Genomic DNA, 19176 nt, shown 5'->3' on the forward strand with positions numbered 1-19176 from the left:
CCGGTCCGGGGGCGACGGGGCTCACGGCGCGAGGGCTCGGGGCGCGGCGGGGCGCGGCGGCGGGCTGCCCCGCGTCCGGCGGGCCTATCTTGCGGCCGGCTCCGGGCTGGCGCGCCGGTAGGAGCAGAACCGGTAACGCACGCCGGTCGTGACCGACGTGTGCCAGCCCGCCTCGGGTTCACGCGCGGTCAGCGTCCAGGCCGCGTCGATCACGGGTGCGTAGGTGTCCCCCGCGACCATGTCGTCGATCTCGGTGACCTCGAGCCGGTCCGCGTGCCCGACGGCGGCCTCGTAGACGGCGCCACCGCCGATCACCCAGGCCTCTCGACCCGCGACGAGCTCGAGCGCGGCGGCCATCGTCGCCACCACCCGGGCGCCCTCGGCGACATACCCCGGCGTGCGGGACAACACGATGTTCTCGCGACCCGGCAGGGGCCGGAAGCGCTCCGGAAGCGACTCCCACGTCGCGCGTCCCATGACGACGGGATGCCCGGACGTGAGCGCGCGGAAGTGCGCCAGGTCCTCCGGCACGTGCCAGGGCAGAGCACCGTCGCGGCCGATGACGCCGTCTGGCGTCTGCGCCCACACGAGTGCGAGGGTCACCGCGCGACCCGTCAGACCGCGATCGGGGCGGGGATCGTCGGGTGGTGCTGGTAGCCGACGACCTCGACGTCCTCGAACGCGTACTCGTTGATCGACGGCGCCTTGCGCAGCGCGAGCGTCGGGTAGGGGTACGGCTCGCGCGCGAGCTGCTCACGCACCTGGGCGACGTGGTTGTCGTAGATGTGGCAGTCGCCGCCGGTCCAGATGAAGTCCCCGACCTCGAGACCGGTCTGCTGCGCCACCATGTGGGTGAGCAGGGCGTAGGACGCGATGTTGAACGGCACCCCGAGGAACATGTCGGCCGAACGCTGGTAGAGCTGGCACGAGAGCCGTCCGCCCGCGACGTAGAACTGGAACATCGTGTGGCACGGCGCGAGCGCCATCGACGGGATCTCGGCGACGTTCCAGGCCGAGACGATGTGACGACGCGAGTCGGGGTCGCGACGGATCGCCTCGATGACCTGCGCGATCTGGTCGATGTGGCCGCCGTCGGGCGTCGGCCACGAACGCCACTGCACGCCGTAGACCGGCCCGAGGTCGCCGTTCGCGTCGGCCCACTCGTCCCAGATCTTGACGCCGTGCTCGCGCAGCCACGCGACGTTCGAGTCCCCGCGCAGGAACCACAGCAGCTCGTAGACGATCGACTTGAGGTGCACGCGCTTGGTCGTGACGAGCGGGAACCCCGCCGACAGGTCGTACCGCAGCTGGTGGCCGAACAGGCTCCGCGTCCCGGTGCCCGTCCGGTCGGACTTGGGGGTGCCCGTCTCGAGGACCAGGCGCAGGAGATCCTCGTACGGAGTCGGGACCGAGGCACCCGCCGGAGTCGTCATGGCGGCAATCCTAAGGGCAGGCACCTGGCGCGACCCGGGGCCCAGGTCGACACTGGGCACATGTCGACGCCCACGCTCCCCCCCACCGTCGCGGCCCACGTCCCGACGGAGCTGCTCATCGACGGCGTGTGGCGCGCGGCCGCGTCCGGGCGCAGGTTCGAGGTGGCGGACCCGGCGACCACGCAGGTGCTGTTCGAGGTCGCGGATGCCGGCCCCGAGGACGCCCTGGCGGCGCTCGCGGCGGCGGACTCCGCCCGCGAGGAGTGGCGCGCGGTCTCGCCCCGCGCACGCGCCGAGCTGCTGCGCGCGGTGTTCGAGGAGATGCGGGCCCACGCCGAGGACCTCGCGGCCCTCGTGACCGCGGAGGGGGGCAAGCCGCTCGCCGAGTCCCGCGCCGAGGTCGCGTACGCGGCCGACTACGTGCGGTGGTACTCCGAGCAGGCCGTGCGGCTCGACGGGTTGGCGCGCCGGGCGCCGGCCGGTGGCGCGCACCAGCTCGTCCTGCGGCGCCCCGTCGGCCCCGCGCTGCTGATCACGCCGTGGAACTTCCCGATCGCGATGATCGCGCGCAAGATGGCGCCCGCGCTCGCAGCCGGCTGCCCCGTCATCGTCAAGCCGGCCCAGCTCACCCCGCTGACCACCGCATACGTCGCGGAGATGGTACGCGCCGAGCTCGAGGCGCGCGGTCTTCCGGCGGGTGTCCTGGGAATCCTGCCGAGCTCGTCCGCGAGCGCTCTCACGACGCCGCTGCTCGCCGACCCGCGGCTGCGCAAGCTGTCGTTCACCGGCTCGACGGAGGTCGGCAGGATCCTGCTGCGCAGCGCCGCACAGGGCGTCCTGCGCACGTCGATGGAGCTCGGCGGCAACGCGCCGTTCCTGGTGTTCGACGACGCGGACATCCCTGCCGCTGTCGAGGGTGCGCTCGCGGCGAAGATGCGGAACTCCGGGCAGACGTGCGTCGCGGCGAACCGCTTCCTCGTGCACGAGTCGGTCGCGGCCGAGTTCACCGACGGGCTCACCGCCGCGTTCGACCGCCTGGTCATGGGCCACGGCGCGACGCCCGGAACCACGGTGGGCCCCCTGATCGAGGCGGCTGCTGTCGACCGGGTCGAGGCTGCGGTTGCCGCCGCGGTCGACGGTGGCGCGGTCGTGCGGTCGGGTGGCCACCGCCCGCGGGGGGCGGGGTACTTCTACGCGCCCACGGTCCTCGAGAACGTGTCCCCGGACGACCTCGTGGTCACCGAGGAGGTGTTCGGTCCCGTCGCCCCCGTCGTGACGTTCGCGACCGAGGACGAGGCCGTCGCGCTCGCGAACGGCACCGAGTTCGGGCTCGTCGCCTACGCGTACACGCGCGACGTCGGGCGCGTCATGCGGCTCGTCGAGAGCGTCGAGACGGGGATGCTCGGCATCAACCGCGGCATGGTCTCGGACGCGAGCGCGCCGTTCGGGGGCGTGAAGTCCTCGGGGCTGGGGCGCGAGGGCGGCGAGGCGGGGATCGAGGAGTACCTCGAGACCGTGTACGTCGCGTTGTAGGACGCCATGGCCGCTGCGGTGGCCTCGGGCTGACCGACGGGCCTGTACGGCGTGTCGTTCGGGGCGCTCTCCATCACCGCGGGCCTCGACCTCCCGCAGACCGCGGCGCGCAGCCTCCTGATGTTCTCCGGGGGCTCGCAGTTCGCCTTCATCGGGGTGAGGGGCCCGGGCGGCGCCGTCGCAGCGGTCGCGACCGCCGGGCTGCTCGGGACGCGCAACGGCCTGTAAGGCCCGCAGGTCGCTCCTCTGCTCGGTGCCCGCGGGTGGCGTCGGCCCGTTGCGGCCCACCTGACGATCGACGAGTCGATCGCCGTCGCCGCGGCACAGCGAGACCCGGCTGCGTCGCGCGCAGGGTTCTGGTGGACCGGCATCGGGGTCTTCGCGGCTGCCCGCCGTCGTCGTCGCCGCGATCGCGCTCGCGCTGCGCGCGCCGTTCATCGTCGTGGTGATCGCCGCCGCCGCGACGGCGGCAACCCTGCGCGCTCTGGGGATGCCCTGAGCCCGGAGCGGGAGCCCAGCCGCAGTTGCTAGCCTCGAGACCCTTCCCCGCACCGCCCTCGTCGGCGCCCGTCGACCACACTCCTGGAGGTCCCGTTGGCCACGCGCTGCCGATTGCTCGCCTGTGGACCTGCGACGGGCTCCGGCGCCCTGGTCAGCGCCTGATGGCGCTCTTCAGCGAGCAGGCCGACGTCTCGGTCCGCCCCGCCGTCCCAGGAGACGAGCTCGCGATCGCCGCCACGCAGCTCGCCGCGTGGCGCGACACGCACCGGGACACGCTCGGCGAGGCTGTCCTGGCTGCCCTCGACGGAGCGGCGTTCGCCGAGCAGTGGGCGGTCGCGATCACGTCCCCGCCGTCTCGGGGCCACCGCGTGCTCGTCGCGTGCGACGGTGCCGACGTCGTCGGCTTTGTCGCAGTCGGCCCGATCCCGGCCCCGGAGGAGTCCCCGCTCGACGCGCCCGGAGGCGAGATCCTCGCGCTCGAGGTCGCCCCCCGGTCGCAGCGCGCAGGGCACGGTTCGCGGCTGCTCGCGGCCGCGGTCGACCTCCTGCGCGAGGACGGCGCCGATCACGTGCAGACCTGGGTCCTCGACGGGGACTCCGCGCGTGCGCAGTTCCTCGCCTCGGCCGGGCTCGGAGCCGACGACGCGATCCGCACCCTGGCGAGCGGCACGATGGCCGACGGCACGGAGCGCCAGGTGACCGAGCACCGCTGGTCCGCCGCGATCTGAGCACGGGTCAGCCGCCGGCCGCCCCGTGCCGGCCAGCTGCCGCGGTGCAGGTCAGGCCGCTGGGTGCAGGTCAGACCGCGCGGTGCAGCCGCGAGGCCGTGCGCAGCGACTCGCGGGCCCGACGCCGGTCCCCCGCGGCGTCGTACGCGAACGCCAGGCGGTACCACGAGCCCCAGTCGTCCGGGGCAGCCTCGACCTCGGCGCGGCTGGTCTCGAACTGGGCCCCCGCCGCGGTCCGGTCGATCCGACCCCCAGGAGAACGCGGCAGGTCGTCGACGCGCAGGGCACCGACCGCGGCGAGCTCGTCGGCCATGCGCTGCACGTCGACGGCCAGGCGCCACTCGCGCACGATCGACCAGACACCGAGCAGCGGCAGCAGGAGCACTCCCGCGCCGAGCACGATCCCGACGGGGGAAGCGGTCCGCAGCAACGCGACGGCACGATCGGTGACGAGCCACAGGTACAGGGCCAGCAGTGCCGTGAGCGCGACCGCACCGACGAGCGACGCGCGCGGCAACCGCCGGCGCAGCGACGACGTCACGTCCGTCACCCGAGGTCGAGCAGGTGCTCGAGCCCGACAGTGAGGCCCGGTCGCGCGCCGACGCGCCGCACGGCGTGCAGGACGCCGGGCATGAAGCTCACGCGGTCGAACGAGTCGTGCCTGATGGTCAGCTGCTCTCCGGGGTTGCCGAGCAGGATCTCCTCGTGCGCGATGAGCCCGCGCAACCGCACCGAGTGCACCCGGATGCCGTCGACGTCGGCACCCCGTGCCCCGGCGAGCGCCGTGGTCGTCGCATCGGGGCTGGGTCCGACGCCCGCCGCTGCGCGCGCCGCGGCGATCGCTGCGGCCGTGTGCCGAGCAGTCCCGGACGGCGCGTCGACCTTGTCGGGGTGGTGCAGCTCGATGACCTCGACGGACTCGAAGTACCGCGCGGCGCGGGCTGCGAACGTCATGGCAAGCACCGCGCCGAGGGCGAAGTTCGGCGCGATCAGGACGCCGACACCCGGACGGCTCGCGAGGTGGTCGCGAACGCGCCCGAGCGACTCCTCGGTCCAGCCCGTCGTGCCGACCACGGCGTGGATGCCGGCGTCGATGAGGGCGTGGACGTTCCCCTCGGTCGCGGACGGAACGGTGAAGTCGACGGCCACCTGGGCTCCGACCTCCGTCAGCAGGGAGAGGTCGCCTCCTGCGTCTATCGCCGCCACGACCTCGAGGCCGGGTGCCGCACGAACCGCCTCGACAACGGTCGAACCCATGCGTCCGGCTGCTCCCAGGACGGCGACCTTGATCTGCGCGCTCACGGAGAGTCACCCTAGTCGACCCCGTCGCGGTGGTCGGAGGCAGCCATCGGGGTGCTCCCGCTGCCGGCCGCCTCAAGGCGAGACGCAGAGGCGCCGATGGAGCAGCCATGCGCACCCCGACATTCGCGACATCGGCACGCCACCCCGCGACCGGTGTCGTGGTCCTGGTCGCCGGTGTCGCGACCTCGTCGTGGGCGCTGGTCCACGCCGCGGAGTCCTCGGCGCGCGCGGCGTGGGAGGTCCCCCACCTGACCGCACCGGACGGGTCGCCGGTCGCCCTGGCTGCCTTTCCTCCCGTCCTCGCGAGCGAGAGCCTGCGGATGTCGATCGGCTGGACGCTGACCGTGCTCGCCTGGGTCGCCGCGTGCTGGGTCGCCACCGCACGCCAGGCCCGCAGCGGTCGCGCGTGGCTCCCCCTGGGCGTGGGCGCCACCGCCGTCGCGGTCCAGTGCGTGCTGGCGTTCGCACCCCCCAACGGGATCGTCGCGCCGGTCGGCTGGCCCGGTCCGGCCCAGCCGATCGACTGGTCCGTCGACGCCTGGCCTCTCACGCTCGCCGACCCTGCGGCACTCTCGCCGCTCGTCGTGCTGCTCGCCCTGGCAGGCGCATCGTGGTGGGCCCAGCGCCCGGCACGGAGATCGGCCGGTCGGCGTCGGGACGAGGCCGGGGTGGGTCGCGCGGCTGCTCGCCGAGCACTGCTGGCCGTCGGCGTTCCCGCCCTCGCGCTCTGGCTCGGCGCCGTCACGGTGCTCGTCGCGACCGACGCCTACGGGTGGGGAACGGGCCGGGCCGCGCTGCTCCCCATGGCCGTCCTCGAGCCGGGCGGGTCGCTCCTCCTGCTGGTCGCCGCCGGAGCGCTCATCTCGGGCGCCGGCCGCGTCGGGGCGTTGACGCTCGTCGCAGCCCAGATCGCAACGACAGCCCCGATCGTGCTGATGTGGTGGGGCGGCAGCTCCGACCAGCTGCTGCTCGCGTGTGCGCTGTCCGCCGGGGCATCGGCCTGCGCGGCCACCTGGCGTCCCGTCGCACGAGCCCTCGCTGGTCTTGCTCCCGACGCGACCGACATCACGGCTGCTCCCAGCTCGCTCGCGTCCTGACGGTCGGCCGCGCGCCGCGGGGGTCTTCGCCGAACGACCCGCCCAGGTTGTCAGTCGCCGAAAGGGCCGATCCGCACGAACGACCGCGGGCGCGACGCGAGGTCGGCGGCGAGCTCCTGCACCCCGGCGGCTGTCACGGACTGGACGGCTTCGAGCGTCTCGTCGAGCGACATGAGCTCACCGAGCACGAGCTCGGCCTTGCCGAGCCGGTTCATGCGCGAGCCGGTGTCCTCCATGCCGAGCACGAGCCCGCCCGAGAGCTGCCCGATGGACCGTCGCAGCTCGCCGTCGGTGATCCCGCTGTCGGCGAGGCGCTCCCACTCCGAGACGAGCAGCTCCGTGACCTGGTCGACCTTGCCCGGGGCGCATCCGGCATAGACCCCGAAGATCCCGGTGTCGGCGTGGCCCGATGCGAACGAGTAGGTCGAGTACGCGAGCCCGCGCTTCTCCCGGATCTCCTGGAAGAGTCGCGAGGACATGCCGCCGCCGAGGACGGCGTTCAGCACCGACAGCGTGAACCGCCGCGGGTCCGTGGCCGTGAGCCCGGTGCCTCCGACGATGACGTTCGCCTGCTCGGTCACCCGGTGCGTCGTCATCTCGACGCCGGCGGTGGGGATGCCACCCTCGACGTCGTCGGCCCCGCGCCTGCCCAAGGGCGTTGCGTCGGCCGTGAGGTCCCAGCCGCCGTCGGCCAGCGCCGCGGCGACCTGCGTGCAGAGTGCGTCGTGGTCGACGCCGCCGGCCGCGGTCACGACGAGGCCAGCAGAGCGGTAGTGCTCGCGGTAGTGCTCCCAGACAGCCGAGCGCGGCACCGCCCGGATCGTGTCCGGGGTGCCACCGATGGGCCGTCCGAGCGGGTGCGCTCCGAGGACGGCGGTCGCGAACTGCTCATGGACGACGTCGCTCGGGTCGTCGTCGTTCATCGCAAGCTCTTCGAGGATGACGCCACGCTCGATCTCGAGCTCGTCGACGTCCAGGCGCGCGGACGTGACCATGTCCGCGATGACATCGACCGCCATGGGCAGGTCGGTGTCGAGCACCCGCGCGTAGTAGCAGGTGTGCTCCTTGCCGGTCGCTGCGTTGGCCTCGCCGCCGACCTCGTCGAAGGCCTCCGCGATGTCCATCGCCGTGCGCCGTGCGGTGCCCTTGAACAGCAGGTGCTCGAGGAAGTGCGTCGAGCCGTGGTGACCGTCGCTCTCGTCCCGCGATCCGACCCCGACCCACGCCCCGACCGTGGCCGAGCGCAGACCGGGCATGTGCTCCGTGAGCACCCGGACCCCACCGGGCAGGACGGAACGACGCACATGTGCGCCGCCGTCCTGCCCGGCGGTCAGCTCGCTGCCCGGCTGACCGGGCGCGACGAGCGGGAGGTCCAAGGGCACGTCAGTCGTCGGCTCCGGCGTCGACCGCGGCAGCAGCGCCCTCGGCCTCGTCGACGACCGCGTGCAGCGACAGCTTGCCGCGCGGGTCGATCTCACCGATCTCGACCTGGACCTTCTGGCCCACCGAGAGGACGTCCTCGACGTTGTCCACGCGCTTGCCGCCGACGAGCTTGCGGATCTGCGAGATGTGGAGCAGACCGTCCTTGCCCGGCGAGAGCGACACGAACGCGCCGAAGGTCGTGGTCTTGACCACGGTGCCCACGAAGCGCTCACCGATCTCGGGCATGTGCGGGTTCGCGATGGCGTTGATCGCGGCCCGCGCGGCCTCGGCCGACGGTCCGTCGGTCGCGCCGATGTAGACGGTGCCGTCATCCTCGATCGAGATGTCGGCGCCCGTCTCAGCCTGGATCTGGTTGATCATCTTGCCCTTCGGCCCGATGACCTCGCCGATCTTGTCGACCGGGACCTGCACCGTGATGACCCGAGGCGCGTACGGGCTCATCTCGTCGGGCGTGTCGATGGCCTCGTTGATGACGTCGAGGATCGCGAGACGCGCCTCCTTCGCCTGCGTCAGCGCGCTGGCGAGGACCGAGGCGGGGATGCCGTTGAGCTTCGTGTCCAGCTGGATCGCTGTGACGAACTCACGCGTGCCGGCGACCTTGAAGTCCATGTCGCCGAACGCGTCCTCGGCCCCGAGGATGTCGGTGAGCGCCGCGTAGCGGGTCTCGCCGTCCACGGTGTCGGAGACGAGACCCATCGCGATGCCCGCGACCGCTGCGCGCAGCGGCACACCGGCGTTGAGCAGCGAGAGCGTCGAGGCGCAGACCGAGCCCATCGACGTCGAGCCGTTCGAGCTGAGCGCCTCGGAGACCTGGCGGATCGCGTAGGGGAACTCCTCGCGGCTCGGCAGGACGGGCAGGAGCGCGCGCTCGGCGAGCGCCCCGTGACCGATCTCGCGGCGCTTCGGCGAACCGACACGGCCCGTCTCACCCGTCGAGTAGGGCGGGAAGTTGTAGTTGTGCATGTAGCGCTTGCGCGTCTCCGGGGAGAGCGTGTCGAGCTGCTGCTCCATGCGGAGCATGTTGAGCGTCGTGACCCCGAGGATCTGGGTCTCGCCGCGCTCGAACAGCGCCGAGCCGTGGACACGGGGAAGGACCTCGACCTCGGCCGAGAGCGTGCGGATGTCCCGCAGCCCACGCCCGTCGATCCGGAAGCCGTCCGTCAGGATGCGCTGGCGGATGAGCTTCTTGGTGACCGCGCGAACAGCCGCGGACAGCTCCTTCTCGCGACCCGCGAACGCGTCGGCGAGCGACGCCAGGGCCTCGGCCTTGACCTCGTCGAGCCGGCTCTCGCGGTCCTGCTTGTCAGCGATCGACAGCGCCTGGCCGAGCGGGCCCTCGACTGCGGCCTCGACGGCTGCGTACGCGTCGGGCTGGTACTCGGGGAACACCGGGAAGGCCTGCGTCGGCTTGGCGGCGCGAGCGGCCAGGTCGGCCTGCGCGGCGCACAGGACACGGAGGAACGGCTTGGCCGCCTCGATGCCCTGCGACACGACCTCCTCGGTCGGTGCGGTGGCGCCCTCGAACTTGATGAGGTTCCACGACTTCTCAGGCGCCTCGGCCTCGATCATCGCGATCGCGACGTCGTCACCGACGACACGGCCGGCCACGACCATGTCGAACGTCGCGCGCTCGCGCTCGGAGTAGCGCGGGAACGCGACCCACTGGCCGTCGATGAGCGCGACGCGCACACCGGCGACGGGGCCGGAGAACGGCAGGCCCGACAGCTGGGTCGAGATCGACGCAGCATTGATGGCGAGGACGTCGTACGAGTCGTCCGGGTGGATCGTCAGGACGGTGATGACGACCTGGACCTCGTTGCGCAGACCCTTGACGAACAGGGGGCGCAGCGGGCGGTCGACGAGCCGGCAGGCCAGGATCGCCTCGGTGGACGGGCGCCCCTCACGACGGAAGAACGAGCCGGGGATCTTGCCGGCGGCGTACTGCCGCTCCTCGACGTCGATCGTCAGCGGGAAGAAGTCGAACTGGTCCTTCGGGTGCTTCCCGGCGGTCGTCGCTGCCAGCAGCGTGGTCTCGCCGTCCAGGTAGGCGACGGCCGAGCCGGCGGCCTGGCGCGCGATGCGGCCGGTCTCGAAGCGGACGGTGCGTGTTCCGAAGCGACCGTTGTCGATCACTGCCTCGGCGAACTGAATCTCGGGACCCTCCATGGGTGCCCTCCTCTTTTGTGAAGGCGTCGCCCTGACCACGACGGTCTTCGATCGAGGCGCACGGAGCACGAGAGCTCCGGATGCCACTACCGAGGACCGGACGGGCGGGTCGGCGCGGGTGGTGTCACGGTCGTACGGCTGGGTCCGACGACGATGCCGGGCCCAGCGTGGAACCAGCCCGGACCCGTGCGGGTCCGGGCTGGTTGCGAACAGCTAGCGGCGCAGGCCGAGCCGCTCGATCAAGCTGCGGTAGCGGTTGATGTCGACCTTCTGCAGGTAGCCCAGGAGGCGACGACGCTGGCCGACCAGCAGCAGCAGGCCACGCCGGCTGTGGTGGTCGTGCTTGTGGACCTTGAGGTGCTCGGTGAGGTCCTTGATGCGCTGCGTGAGCATCGCGATCTGGACCTCGGGAGAACCGGTGTCGCCCTCGTGGGTGGCGAACTCGGTCATGATGGACTGCTTGACGGCACTTTCGAGGGGCACAGCTCTCCAGGTGTACTCGTTGCGCGGTGCTCCGGGGCATGTCCACCCGAGCGCTCTCGGTCCGCGGCCGATCTGACGGCTCTTAGATGCTACCAGGGACGACGCGCGCGCCCGACCCGGGCTGCTCGAGCGGTCAGCCCCGCGGCGGAGCCGGCGCCAGCACGTCCCGGACACGCTCCACATCGAGGCGCATCTGCCCGACGAGCGCGTCGATCGAGTCGAACCGCACCGTCGGACGCAGCATGGCGACGAACTCGAGGACGACCTCCCGGTCGTACAGCTCGAGGTCGGTGCGGTCCAGGACGTACGCCTCGACCCGTCGCTGGACACCCTCGAACGTCGGGTTGGTCCCCACCGAGATCGCAGCGGGCAGCACGTCCGTCGCCTCCGCGGCCGGGTCGCCGGGCGCGCGGAGCGGGCGCAACCAGCCCGCGTAGACGCCGTCCGCCGGCACCATGCCCGTCGCGTCCTGGGCGAGGTTGGCCGTGGGGAACCCGAGCTCGCGCCCCCGCGCGTCGCCGTGCACGACGATGCCGCGCATACGGTGCGGGCGGCCCAGGACCCGCGCCGCACCGGCGACGTCGCCGGCCTCGAGCAGCTCGCGGACCCATGTCGAGGACCAGCGTCGGTGCGGGGCGACGCCCGGAGCCGGCGCCGCCACGATGGCCGTGGAGACGACCGGCGCGACGTCGTCGATGACCTCGACCGTGAACCCGTACGTCCGGCCGAGCTCGATCATCGTCGTCAGGTCACCAGCGTTGTCCCGGCCGAACCGCACGTCGTGGCCCACGACCACGGTGCACGCCGCGAGCCCCTCGACGAGGTAGCGCACGACGAACTCCTCGGCCGTCTGGCGAGCGAACGCGAGCGTGTACTCGAGCAGCAGCACGGCGTCGAGACCGGTCTGCGCGAGCAGCTCGAGACGGTCGGCGTCGCCGGTCAGCAGCGGTGGCGCGGTGTCCGGCCGGTGCACCTGCGAGGGGTGCGGGGTGAACGTCACCGCGACGGCTCGCACCCCCGCCGCCCGCGCGTCCCCCACCATGCGTTCCAGCACCCCGACGTGACCGCGGTGCACACCGTCGAAGTTCCCGATCGTCACGACCGACGGCCCGTAGCCGCTCGGCACGTCCGCCAGATCGGTCCAGCGCTGCACGCGTACTCCTCGAATCTCGGACGGGGACCGTGCCTGCGCGCGGCAGGATCAGCCGGGACAAGACTGCCACGCTCGGCGCACGCACCCGAACGCGGGCCGTAGGGTCGGGGCATGCTGTGGCAGACCTTCGGTGAACGGACCATCTACGACAGCCCGTGGGTGCGGCTCGTCCTCGTCGACGTCGACGTGCCCGGGCACGGCCGGATCGACCACCACGTCGTGCGGATGCCGATGCACGCGGCCGGCACGGTCGTCCACGATCCCGACCGCGGCCTCCTGCTGCTGTGGCGGCACCGGTTCATCACCGACACGTGGGGCTGGGAGATCCCGGCCGGACGCGTCGACCCCGGCGAGACACCGGCGCAGGCGGCGGCCCGCGAGGTGCTCGAGGAGACCGGCTGGCGTCCAGGCCCGGTCCGACCGCTGCAGACGTACCACCCGGCGAACGGCACGTCGGACCAGACGTTCCACGTGTTCGTCGCCGACGGCGCGACCCACGTCGGGCCGCCGTCCGACCCGAGCGAGTCCGAACGTATCGCGTGGGTCTCCGTGGACGAGGTGCGCGCTCTCGTGCTCGCCGGGGAGGTGCGCGACGGGCTCTCGCTCACCGGTGTGCTCCGCTACCTCCTCGCACCCACCTGAGGGAGCCGAGCCACGGGCTCAGGCCGGCGCGAAGACCAGCACCGGCCGGGCCTGCTCGCCGCTCGTCTCGAGCAGCGCCACGAGCTCTCCCGCCGGCGACAGCGCAGCGATCGGCTCGCTCAGGGTCGGTGGACCGGCCTCGATCCGCTTGCCGAACGACAGCGCAGCAGCCTCGGCCACCGTGAGCTCACGGACGGGGAAGGTCGCCCGGGCGGCGTCGGCGAGCGGGAGGACGTCCAGCGGGACGTCCTGCGGCCAGGCCTCGAGCTCGTCGAGGGTGCGCGCCATCGCGAGCGGGTAGCCACCGACCCGGGTCCGGCGCAGCGCCGTGAGGTGCCCGCCGACTCCGAGACGGACCCCGAGGTCGCGCGCGAGCGCCCGGACGTAGGTGCCCGACGAGCACACGACGCGGACGTCGACGTCCAGCGCGGGCGTCCCCCTGTCGCCCGCGTCGACCGAGCGCACGTCGCCCACGGCGAACTCGCTCACGGTGACCGGGCGGGCGGCCAGCTCGACGTCCTCGCCGGCGCGCACCCGCGCGTAGGCCCGCTGCCCGTCGATCTTGATCGCGCTCACCGAGCTCGGGACCTGCAGGATCGAGCCCGTCAGGAGCGCGACCTCGCGATCGATGTCGGCGCGGGTCACCACCGACGCGTCACCTGAGGTCACGAGCTCCCCCTCGGCGTCGTCCGTCGTCGTCGACGCGCCGAGGCGGATCGTCGCGACGTACTCCTTGTCGGCGCCGACGACGTAGGTCAGCAGCCGCGTCGCCCGGCCGATGCCGAGCACGAGCACGCCGGTCGCCATCGGGTCGAGCGTGCCGGCATGCCCGACCTTCCGCGTCCCGGCCAGGCGGCGCATGCGTGCGACGACGTCGTGGCTCGTGCAGCCGGCCGGCTTGTCGACGACGACGAGCCCGTCCGGCGCCGTAGGACGCCGGACGCGGTCAGGCACCGGCGCGGTCGTCGTCGTCCTCGTCGTCCGACTCGTCCGCGTCGGCCGGCTTGCGGTACGGGTCGGCGTCGCCGGCGAACTGGGCCGTGGCCGCGAGTGCCGCAACCTCCGCGTCCCGACGCGCGGCCTCCGACAGCGCTGCGGTCAGGTGGGCGGCCGTCTCCGGGACGGCGTCGAGGTGGAAGTCGAGCGACGGCGTCAGTCGCATGCCGGTCTGCTTGCCGACCTCGGAACGGATGAGACCCTTCGCGCTGTCGAGCGCGGCCGCGGAACCGGCCCGCGCCTCGTCGTCGCCGTAGACGGTGTAGAAGACGTCCGCGTGCTGCAGGTCGCCGGTCACCCGCACATCGGTGACGGTGACGAACCCGAGCCTCGGGTCCTTGATCCGCGTGTCGAGCATCTGCGCGACGATCTGCTGGATCCGCTCGGCGAGCTTCCTCGCACGACCCTGGTCTGCCATGTTCTCCGGCCTTCTGGAAGGTCCGCCCCGGCCTGCGGGACGGGTGATCGACGTCGACGCCCGCGGGGCACTCGACACTGACGGACGCACGACGCGCGGTGGCCCGCGCCGAAAGGCACGGGCCACCTCCACGTCACGTCGTCACTTGCGAGGCTTCTCGCGCAGCTCCCACGTCTCGATGACGTCACCGATCTCGACGTCGTTGAACGACCCGAGCCCGATACCGCACTCGAACCCTTCGCGGACCTCGGTCGCGTCGTCCTTGAACCGCTTGAGCGACTCGATCGTGAGGTTGTCCCCGACCACGGCACCGTTGCGCTTGACACGCGCCTTGGTGTTGCGGCGGATCTCTCCGGACCGGACGATCGACCCGGCGATGTTGCCGAACTTCGACGAGCGGAACACCTCGCGCACCTCTGCGGTGCCGAGCTGGGCCTCCTCGTACTCCGGCTTGAGCAGACCCTTGAGGGCCGCCTCGACGTCGTCGATCGCCTGGTAGATGACCGAGTAGAACCGGACGTCCACCCCCTCGCGATCGGCGAGGTCCTCGACGCGCTCCCCGAACTTCACGTTGAAGCCGATGATGATCGCGTTGTCGACGGTGGCGAGGTTGACGTCGTTCTGAGTGATGGCACCCACACCGCGGTGGATGACCCGCAGCTCGACCTCTTCGCCGACGTCGATCTTGAGCAGCGCGTCCTCGAGCGCCTCGACGGCACCCGACACGTCGCCCTTGAGGACGAGGTTGAGCGTCTCGACCTTGCCCAGCTGGAGCGCCTGCGTGAAGTCCTCGAGGCTGATGCGCTTGCGACGCTTCGCCAGGAGTGCTGCACGCTCGGCCGACTCGCGCTTCTCGGCGATCTGCCGCGCGGTCCGCTCGTCCGGTGCCACCAGGAAGGTGTCGCCGGCCCGCGGGACCGAGGCCAGACCGAGCACCACGACGGGACGAGCCGGACCGGCCTCGTCGAGCGTGTTGCCGTGCTCGTCGAACATCGCCCGGACGCGTCCGTGGGCGGTGCCCGCAACGATCGCGTCACCCACGTGCAGCGTGCCGACCTCGACGAGAACCGTCGCCATGGGGCCGCGACCCTTGTCGAGGTTGGCCTCGATCGCGACGCCACGAGCGTCCTTGTTCGGGTTGGCCCGCAGGTCGAGCGACGCGTCTGCCGTGAGCAGGACGGCCTCGAGCAGCTGGTCGATCCCCTGGTTGAGCTTCGCCGACACGTCGACGAACATCGTGTCGCCGCCGTACTCCTCGGCCACCAGGTTGTACTCCGTGAGCTGCTGGCGGACCTTGGCGGGGTTGGCCCCCTCCTTGTCCACCTTGTTCACCGCGACGACGATCGGGACGCCTGCGGCCTGGGCGTGGTTGAGCGCCTCGATCGTCTGAGGCATCACACCGTCGTCGGCCGCGACCACGAGGATCGCGATGTCGGTGACCTGCGCACCACGCGCACGCATGGCCGTGAAGGCCTCGTGACCCGGGGTGTCGATGAAGGTCACCGCGCGGTCCACGCCCTCGTGCAGCGTGCGGACCTGGTAGGCACCGATGTGCTGGGTGATCCCGCCGGCCTCGCCCGCGACGACATCCGTCTGGCGGATGGCGTCGAGGAGCTTGGTCTTGCCATGGTCGACGTGACCCATGACGGTGACCACGGGCGGGCGGGCGAGCAGCTGCTCGTCGTCCTCGTCCGCGAGCTCCGCGTCGAGGTCGATGTCGAAGGACCCGAGCAGCTCGCGGTCCTCCTCCTCGGCCGAGACCATCTCGATGATGTAGCCGAGCTCCTGCGCGAGCGTGCCGAACGTGTCCTCGTCGAGCGACTGCGTCGCCGTCGCCATCTCGCCGAGGTGGAACAGCACCGTCACGAGGCTCGCCGGGTTCGCGTCGATCTTGTCCGCGAAGTCGTTGAGCGACGAGCCGCGACGCAGGCGCACGACAGTCGTGCCGTTGCCGCGAGGAACCTGCACGCCACCCAGCGACGGGGCCTGCATCTGCTCGAACTCCTGGCGCTTCGCCCGCTTGGACTTGCGCCCACGGACCGGGCGCCCTCCTGCGCGACCGAACGCACCCTGGGTCGAGCCGCGACCCGCACCACCCGGACGGCCACCGCCACCACCAGGACGACCGGCGAAACCGCCGCCACCACCGGGCGCGCCACCAGGACCGCCAGCCCCACCGGGACCGCCGGCGCCACCACCGGGACGACCGGCGTAGCCGCCGCCGCCCCCGGGACGCGCACCGCCACCGGCACGAGCGGGACCAGGACGCTCACCCGGACGGCTGACGCCGCTCGCGTTGCGCCCGGGCATCATGCCGGGGTTGGGACGCGGGCCGCCGGGACGAGGACCGCCCGGACGCTCGGTGGCTCCTGCGGGCGCACCGCTCGCGGCGGGTGCCTCGGTACGACGCTCGCCCGGTCGGGGCATGCCCTGAGACGGAGCGAACGGGTTGTTGCCCGGACGCGGGCCGCCGGAGCGCGGGCCCGCAGACCCACCGGGTCCGGACGGACGCTCGCCGCGACCCATGCCCTGCGACGGCGCGAAGGGGTTGTTGCCCGGTCGCGAACCGCCGGTGCGGGCCGGTGCCGGTGCAGGAGCCGGTCGCGGACCGGGACGGCCGGCGTCGGCAGCCGGTGCGGCCGTCCGAGCCGGGGCCGGGGCGCTGGGAGCGGACGCAGCTGCGCTCGGCGCAGCGACGGTCGGCGCCGAGGATGCCGGGGCGCTGAGAGCGCTCGCGGCAGGAGCAGCGACCACGGGGGTCGACACGACAGCCGGAGCCGCCGGCGCGGGAGCCGTCGGCGCTGAAGCAGCGGGTGCCGCGGCTGCCTTCGGGGCGGGACGCGGAGCAGGTGCGGGCGCCGGGGCGGCACCTGCGGGGTAGAGGTCGCGCAACTTGCGCACGACCGGCGGCTCGATGGTCGAGGACGCCGAACGGACGAACTCCCCGAGCTCGCCGAGCTTGGTCATCATGGTCTTGCTTTCAATGCCGAGCTCTTTTGCGAGCTCGTAGACGCGGACCTTGGCCACATCTCTCCTGTCTCGGTCCGCCCAGGAGAGGGTCGGACCGTCGTTAGTTCTGGGTACTCATCGCTGGGTACTCATCGGTGCGTGCTCATCGGGCAGCCATCGGCTTGTCAAACCCGCTTCCCATGTCGACGGTTCGACGTTGCCGGGTACGGACCCGGCAACGGTGATGCTCCTCACGGTGCTCCGAGGTGTGCCTCGACCGCAGCGGCGTCCAGCGGCCCTGCATGTCGCAGGGCCCGCGGGAAAGCGCGGCGGCGTTCGGCGAGCTCGAGACAACGGGGGTCGGGGTGCAGCCACGCACCCCTGCCCGGCATGCAGCGGCCCTCGTCCACGACCAGTGCGGGGAGACCCGCACCGTCCGTCCTGACGACGATCCTCAGCAGTACCGACCTTCGATCGGTCGACCGGCACCCCACGCACGTGCGCACCGGGCCCATGGCGACGACAGCGAGGTCGTCGGGGGTCCGCCTGCTCGGCGAGGAGAGCCGGGTGTCCGACCCAGCCTCGGCAAGTCTAGCGCGCCGCGTCACCGGCTGTGACCGGGCGCGGCCCCCTGACCGCTCCGGCCGCCGCGCGAGTCGCCGCGCGACTCGACTCTGGTCGGGCCCGAGGTGGGACGCTCGGTCGGCGCCTCGGCGACGTCCTCGGCCGTGTCGGACCGGATGTCGATGCGCCAGCCCGTGAGCTTGGCCGCCAGTCGGGCGTTCTGACCCTCCTTGCCGATCGCGAGCGACAGCTGGTAGTCCGGGACGACGACGCGAGCAGCACGCGCGACCGGGTCGACGATGGTGACCGACAGGACGCGCGCGGGCGACAGCGCGTGCGCCACCATCTCGGCGGGGTCGTCGGAGTAGTCGACGATGTCGATCTTCTCGCCGTGCAGCTCCGCCATGACGGCCCGCACGCGTGCGCCCATCGGTCCGATGCACGCGCCCTTGGCGTTGAGCCCCGGCACGTTGGCGCGGACCGAGAGCTTGGTGCGGTGCCCGGCCTCGCGGGCGATCGACATGATCTCGACGGTGCCGTCCGCGACCTCGGGGACCTCGAGGGCGAACAGTCGGCGCACGAGGTTGGGGTGCGTCCGGGACAGCGTGACCTGGGGACCCTTCATCCCGCGTGCGACCTCGAGCACGAGCGCGCGCAGGCGCTCCCCGTGCACGTACCGCTCCGTGGGCACCTGCTCGTGCGCCGGGAGCACTGCCTCGGTCCCGCCGACGTCGACGAGGACGACGCGGCTGTCGCGGCCCTGCTGGATCACTCCCCCGATGACCTCGCCCTCCTTGCCGCGGAAGTTGCCGAGCACCTGGTCGTCCTCGGCATCGCGCAGCCGCTGGACGATGACCTGGCGCGCGGTCGCGGTTGCGATCCGGCCGAACCCGTCGGGGGTGTCGTCGAACTCGGGCCCAGGCAGCGGGCGCGGCGCCGGCTCGCCGTCGGGACCGGGCTCAGGGGTCGGCAGCTGCTCGCGCGCCCACACGGTCACATGACCGGTCTTGCGGTTGAGCTCGACGCGCGCGACGGCCTGTGCCCCCGGCGTGCGGTGGTACGCCGACAGCAGCGCCTGCTCGATCGCCGAGGCGAGCACCTCGAAGCTGATGTCGCGCTCGCGCTCGAGCATGCGCAGTGCCTGGATGTCGATGTCCATGTCAGCCCTCCAGGCCGGTCGGGTCGTGGGCTGGCTCGTCGGTCTCGGCGTCGTCCAGCACGTCGGCGAACGCGTCGTCGGGCAGCTCGGCCATGCGGGTCAGCTCGACCTCGACGCGGCCGTCGCGCACCTCGGCGAGGCGCACGCGCACGGGCTCGCCCACGGCGGGCCGCCGGCCCTTCACCGCCGGCGGCTCGGGCACGAGGATGAGGACGGCGTCGTCGGTCGAGCGGTCCACGTCCACGAGGCGCCCGGTGAGCGTCGAGCCGTCGAGCAGACGCAGGGTCACGAGCCTGCCGCGGGCGCGCGTGAAGTGGCGGCGCTCGGTCAGGGGGCGGGAGACACCGGGGCTCGACACCTCGAGGGTGAGCTCGCCCGCGAAGGCGTCCGTCGCGTCGATGGCCGTCGAGATCTCGCGTGAGATCGCCGCGACGCGCTCGAGGTCGAGCCCCCCGACGGCGTCCTCCTCGAGATCGACGACGATGCGGACGACCGAGCGCGCCCCGGCGCTGGTGACCTCGACGTCCTCGAGGTAGAGGCCTGCCGCCGCGATGAGCGGCTCCACGGCGTCGCGTACCCGCTGCGTGTGTGCTGGCGCTGGCATGATCG

Annotated in this window: 18 protein-coding genes and 2 pseudogenes; 6 read left to right on the forward strand and 14 right to left on the reverse strand. The window is 72.5% G+C overall.

Features of this window, described 5'->3' with window-relative positions:
• Positions 1-84 precede the first annotated feature (84 nt).
• Both VFW79_RS13305 and VFW79_RS13310 read right to left on the reverse strand, forming a co-directional pair.
• A complete protein-coding gene (locus VFW79_RS13305) occupies positions 85-603 on the reverse strand; it encodes a dihydrofolate reductase (RefSeq protein WP_329677775.1) in 519 nt (172 codons plus the stop codon).
• An 11-nt stretch (positions 604-614) separates the two neighbouring features.
• Positions 615-1433: a thymidylate synthase gene (locus tag VFW79_RS13310; RefSeq protein ID WP_329677776.1), complete on the reverse strand. Its 819-nt coding sequence runs from the start codon at positions 1431-1433 to the stop codon at positions 615-617.
• Between the two features lie 60 nt (positions 1434-1493).
• Here VFW79_RS13310 and VFW79_RS13315 point away from each other — a divergent pair, with 60 nt between their 5' ends.
• The 4 genes and pseudogenes from VFW79_RS13315 (at position 1494) to VFW79_RS13330 (ending at position 4195) form a co-directional block, all read left to right on the forward strand.
• Positions 1494-2966, forward strand: a complete 1473-nt coding sequence (locus VFW79_RS13315; RefSeq protein ID WP_329677777.1) for an NAD-dependent succinate-semialdehyde dehydrogenase — start codon at positions 1494-1496, stop codon at positions 2964-2966.
• Positions 2967-3008: 42 nt separating this feature from the next.
• Positions 3009-3347: pseudogene (locus VFW79_RS13320) on the forward strand (AzlC family ABC transporter permease); the annotation flags it as partial.
• Positions 3346-3465: pseudogene (locus VFW79_RS13325) on the forward strand (AzlD domain-containing protein); the annotation flags it as partial. The pseudogenes VFW79_RS13320 and VFW79_RS13325, both read left to right, overlap by 2 nt.
• Positions 3466-3628: 163 nt before the next feature.
• The gene (locus VFW79_RS13330; protein WP_329677778.1) at positions 3629-4195 is read left to right on the forward strand and encodes a GNAT family N-acetyltransferase; all 567 of its coding nucleotides are present in this window, start codon (positions 3629-3631) and stop codon (positions 4193-4195) included.
• A 70-nt stretch (positions 4196-4265) separates the two neighbouring features.
• Here VFW79_RS13330 and VFW79_RS13335 read toward each other — a convergent pair whose 3' ends face one another.
• Together VFW79_RS13335 and dapB are read right to left on the reverse strand one after the other, a co-directional pair.
• Positions 4266-4745 (reverse strand): hypothetical protein, encoded by a 480-nt coding sequence (locus tag VFW79_RS13335; protein ID WP_414647974.1) that lies wholly within the window; start codon positions 4743-4745, stop codon positions 4266-4268.
• The gene (gene dapB / locus VFW79_RS13340) at positions 4742-5497 is read right to left on the reverse strand and encodes a 4-hydroxy-tetrahydrodipicolinate reductase (protein WP_329677780.1); all 756 of its coding nucleotides are present in this window, start codon (positions 5495-5497) and stop codon (positions 4742-4744) included. Before dapB ends, VFW79_RS13335 begins: the two co-directional genes overlap by 4 nt.
• A 107-nt stretch (positions 5498-5604) precedes the next feature.
• On the opposite strand from dapB, the gene VFW79_RS13345 reads away from it, so the two are divergent.
• Positions 5605-6594, forward strand: a complete 990-nt coding sequence (locus VFW79_RS13345) for a hypothetical protein (protein WP_329677781.1) — start codon at positions 5605-5607, stop codon at positions 6592-6594.
• A 50-nt stretch (positions 6595-6644) separates the two neighbouring features.
• Here the strand turns inward: VFW79_RS13345 and VFW79_RS13350 are convergent, their stop codons facing one another.
• From VFW79_RS13350 to VFW79_RS13365, 4 genes are all read right to left on the reverse strand, one after another.
• A complete protein-coding gene (locus VFW79_RS13350) occupies positions 6645-7976 on the reverse strand; it encodes a pitrilysin family protein (protein ID WP_329677782.1) in 1332 nt (443 codons plus the stop codon).
• 1 nt (position 7977) lies between these two features.
• Positions 7978-10203: a polyribonucleotide nucleotidyltransferase gene (locus VFW79_RS13355; protein ID WP_329677783.1), complete on the reverse strand. Its 2226-nt coding sequence runs from the start codon at positions 10201-10203 to the stop codon at positions 7978-7980.
• Between the two features lie 213 nt (positions 10204-10416).
• A complete protein-coding gene (gene rpsO / locus VFW79_RS13360; RefSeq protein ID WP_109132862.1) occupies positions 10417-10686 on the reverse strand; it encodes a 30S ribosomal protein S15 in 270 nt (89 codons plus the stop codon).
• A gap of 133 nt (positions 10687-10819) precedes the next feature.
• On the reverse strand, positions 10820-11839 hold the full coding sequence (locus VFW79_RS13365; RefSeq protein WP_329677784.1) for a bifunctional riboflavin kinase/FAD synthetase: 1020 nt from the start codon (positions 11837-11839) through the stop codon (positions 10820-10822).
• Positions 11840-11950: 111 nt separating this feature from the next.
• Here VFW79_RS13365 and VFW79_RS13370 point away from each other — a divergent pair, with 111 nt between their 5' ends.
• Entirely contained in the window at positions 11951-12481 is a 531-nt protein-coding gene (locus VFW79_RS13370; RefSeq protein ID WP_329677785.1) for an NUDIX hydrolase, read from the forward strand.
• Positions 12482-12499: 18 nt separating this feature from the next.
• Here the strand turns inward: VFW79_RS13370 and truB are convergent, their stop codons facing one another.
• The 6 genes from truB to rimP form a co-directional block, all read right to left on the reverse strand.
• Entirely contained in the window at positions 12500-13435 is a 936-nt protein-coding gene (gene truB, locus VFW79_RS13375) for a tRNA pseudouridine(55) synthase TruB (RefSeq protein WP_329677786.1), read from the reverse strand.
• On the reverse strand, positions 13428-13895 hold the full coding sequence (rbfA, locus tag VFW79_RS13380; RefSeq protein ID WP_329677787.1) for a 30S ribosome-binding factor RbfA: 468 nt from the start codon (positions 13893-13895) through the stop codon (positions 13428-13430). Before rbfA ends, truB begins: the two co-directional genes overlap by 8 nt.
• A gap of 141 nt (positions 13896-14036) precedes the next feature.
• Positions 14037-16922: a translation initiation factor IF-2 gene (gene infB, locus VFW79_RS13385; RefSeq protein ID WP_329677788.1), complete on the reverse strand. Its 2886-nt coding sequence runs from the start codon at positions 16920-16922 to the stop codon at positions 14037-14039.
• Positions 16923-17095: 173 nt separating this feature from the next.
• Positions 17096-17359: a YlxR family protein gene (locus tag VFW79_RS13390; protein ID WP_329677809.1), complete on the reverse strand. Its 264-nt coding sequence runs from the start codon at positions 17357-17359 to the stop codon at positions 17096-17098.
• An 89-nt stretch (positions 17360-17448) separates the two neighbouring features.
• The gene (nusA, locus tag VFW79_RS13395) at positions 17449-18567 is read right to left on the reverse strand and encodes a transcription termination factor NusA (RefSeq protein ID WP_329677789.1); all 1119 of its coding nucleotides are present in this window, start codon (positions 18565-18567) and stop codon (positions 17449-17451) included.
• A gap of 1 nt (position 18568) precedes the next feature.
• Positions 18569-19171, reverse strand: coding sequence for a ribosome maturation factor RimP (rimP, locus tag VFW79_RS13400; protein ID WP_329677790.1), 603 nt, complete (start codon positions 19169-19171; stop codon positions 18569-18571).
• Positions 19172-19176 lie beyond the last annotated feature (5 nt).

The organism is Cellulomonas sp. (assembly GCF_036279715.1).
In the GTDB taxonomy this organism is placed as follows: Bacteria; Actinomycetota; Actinomycetes; order Actinomycetales; family Cellulomonadaceae; genus Cellulomonas_A.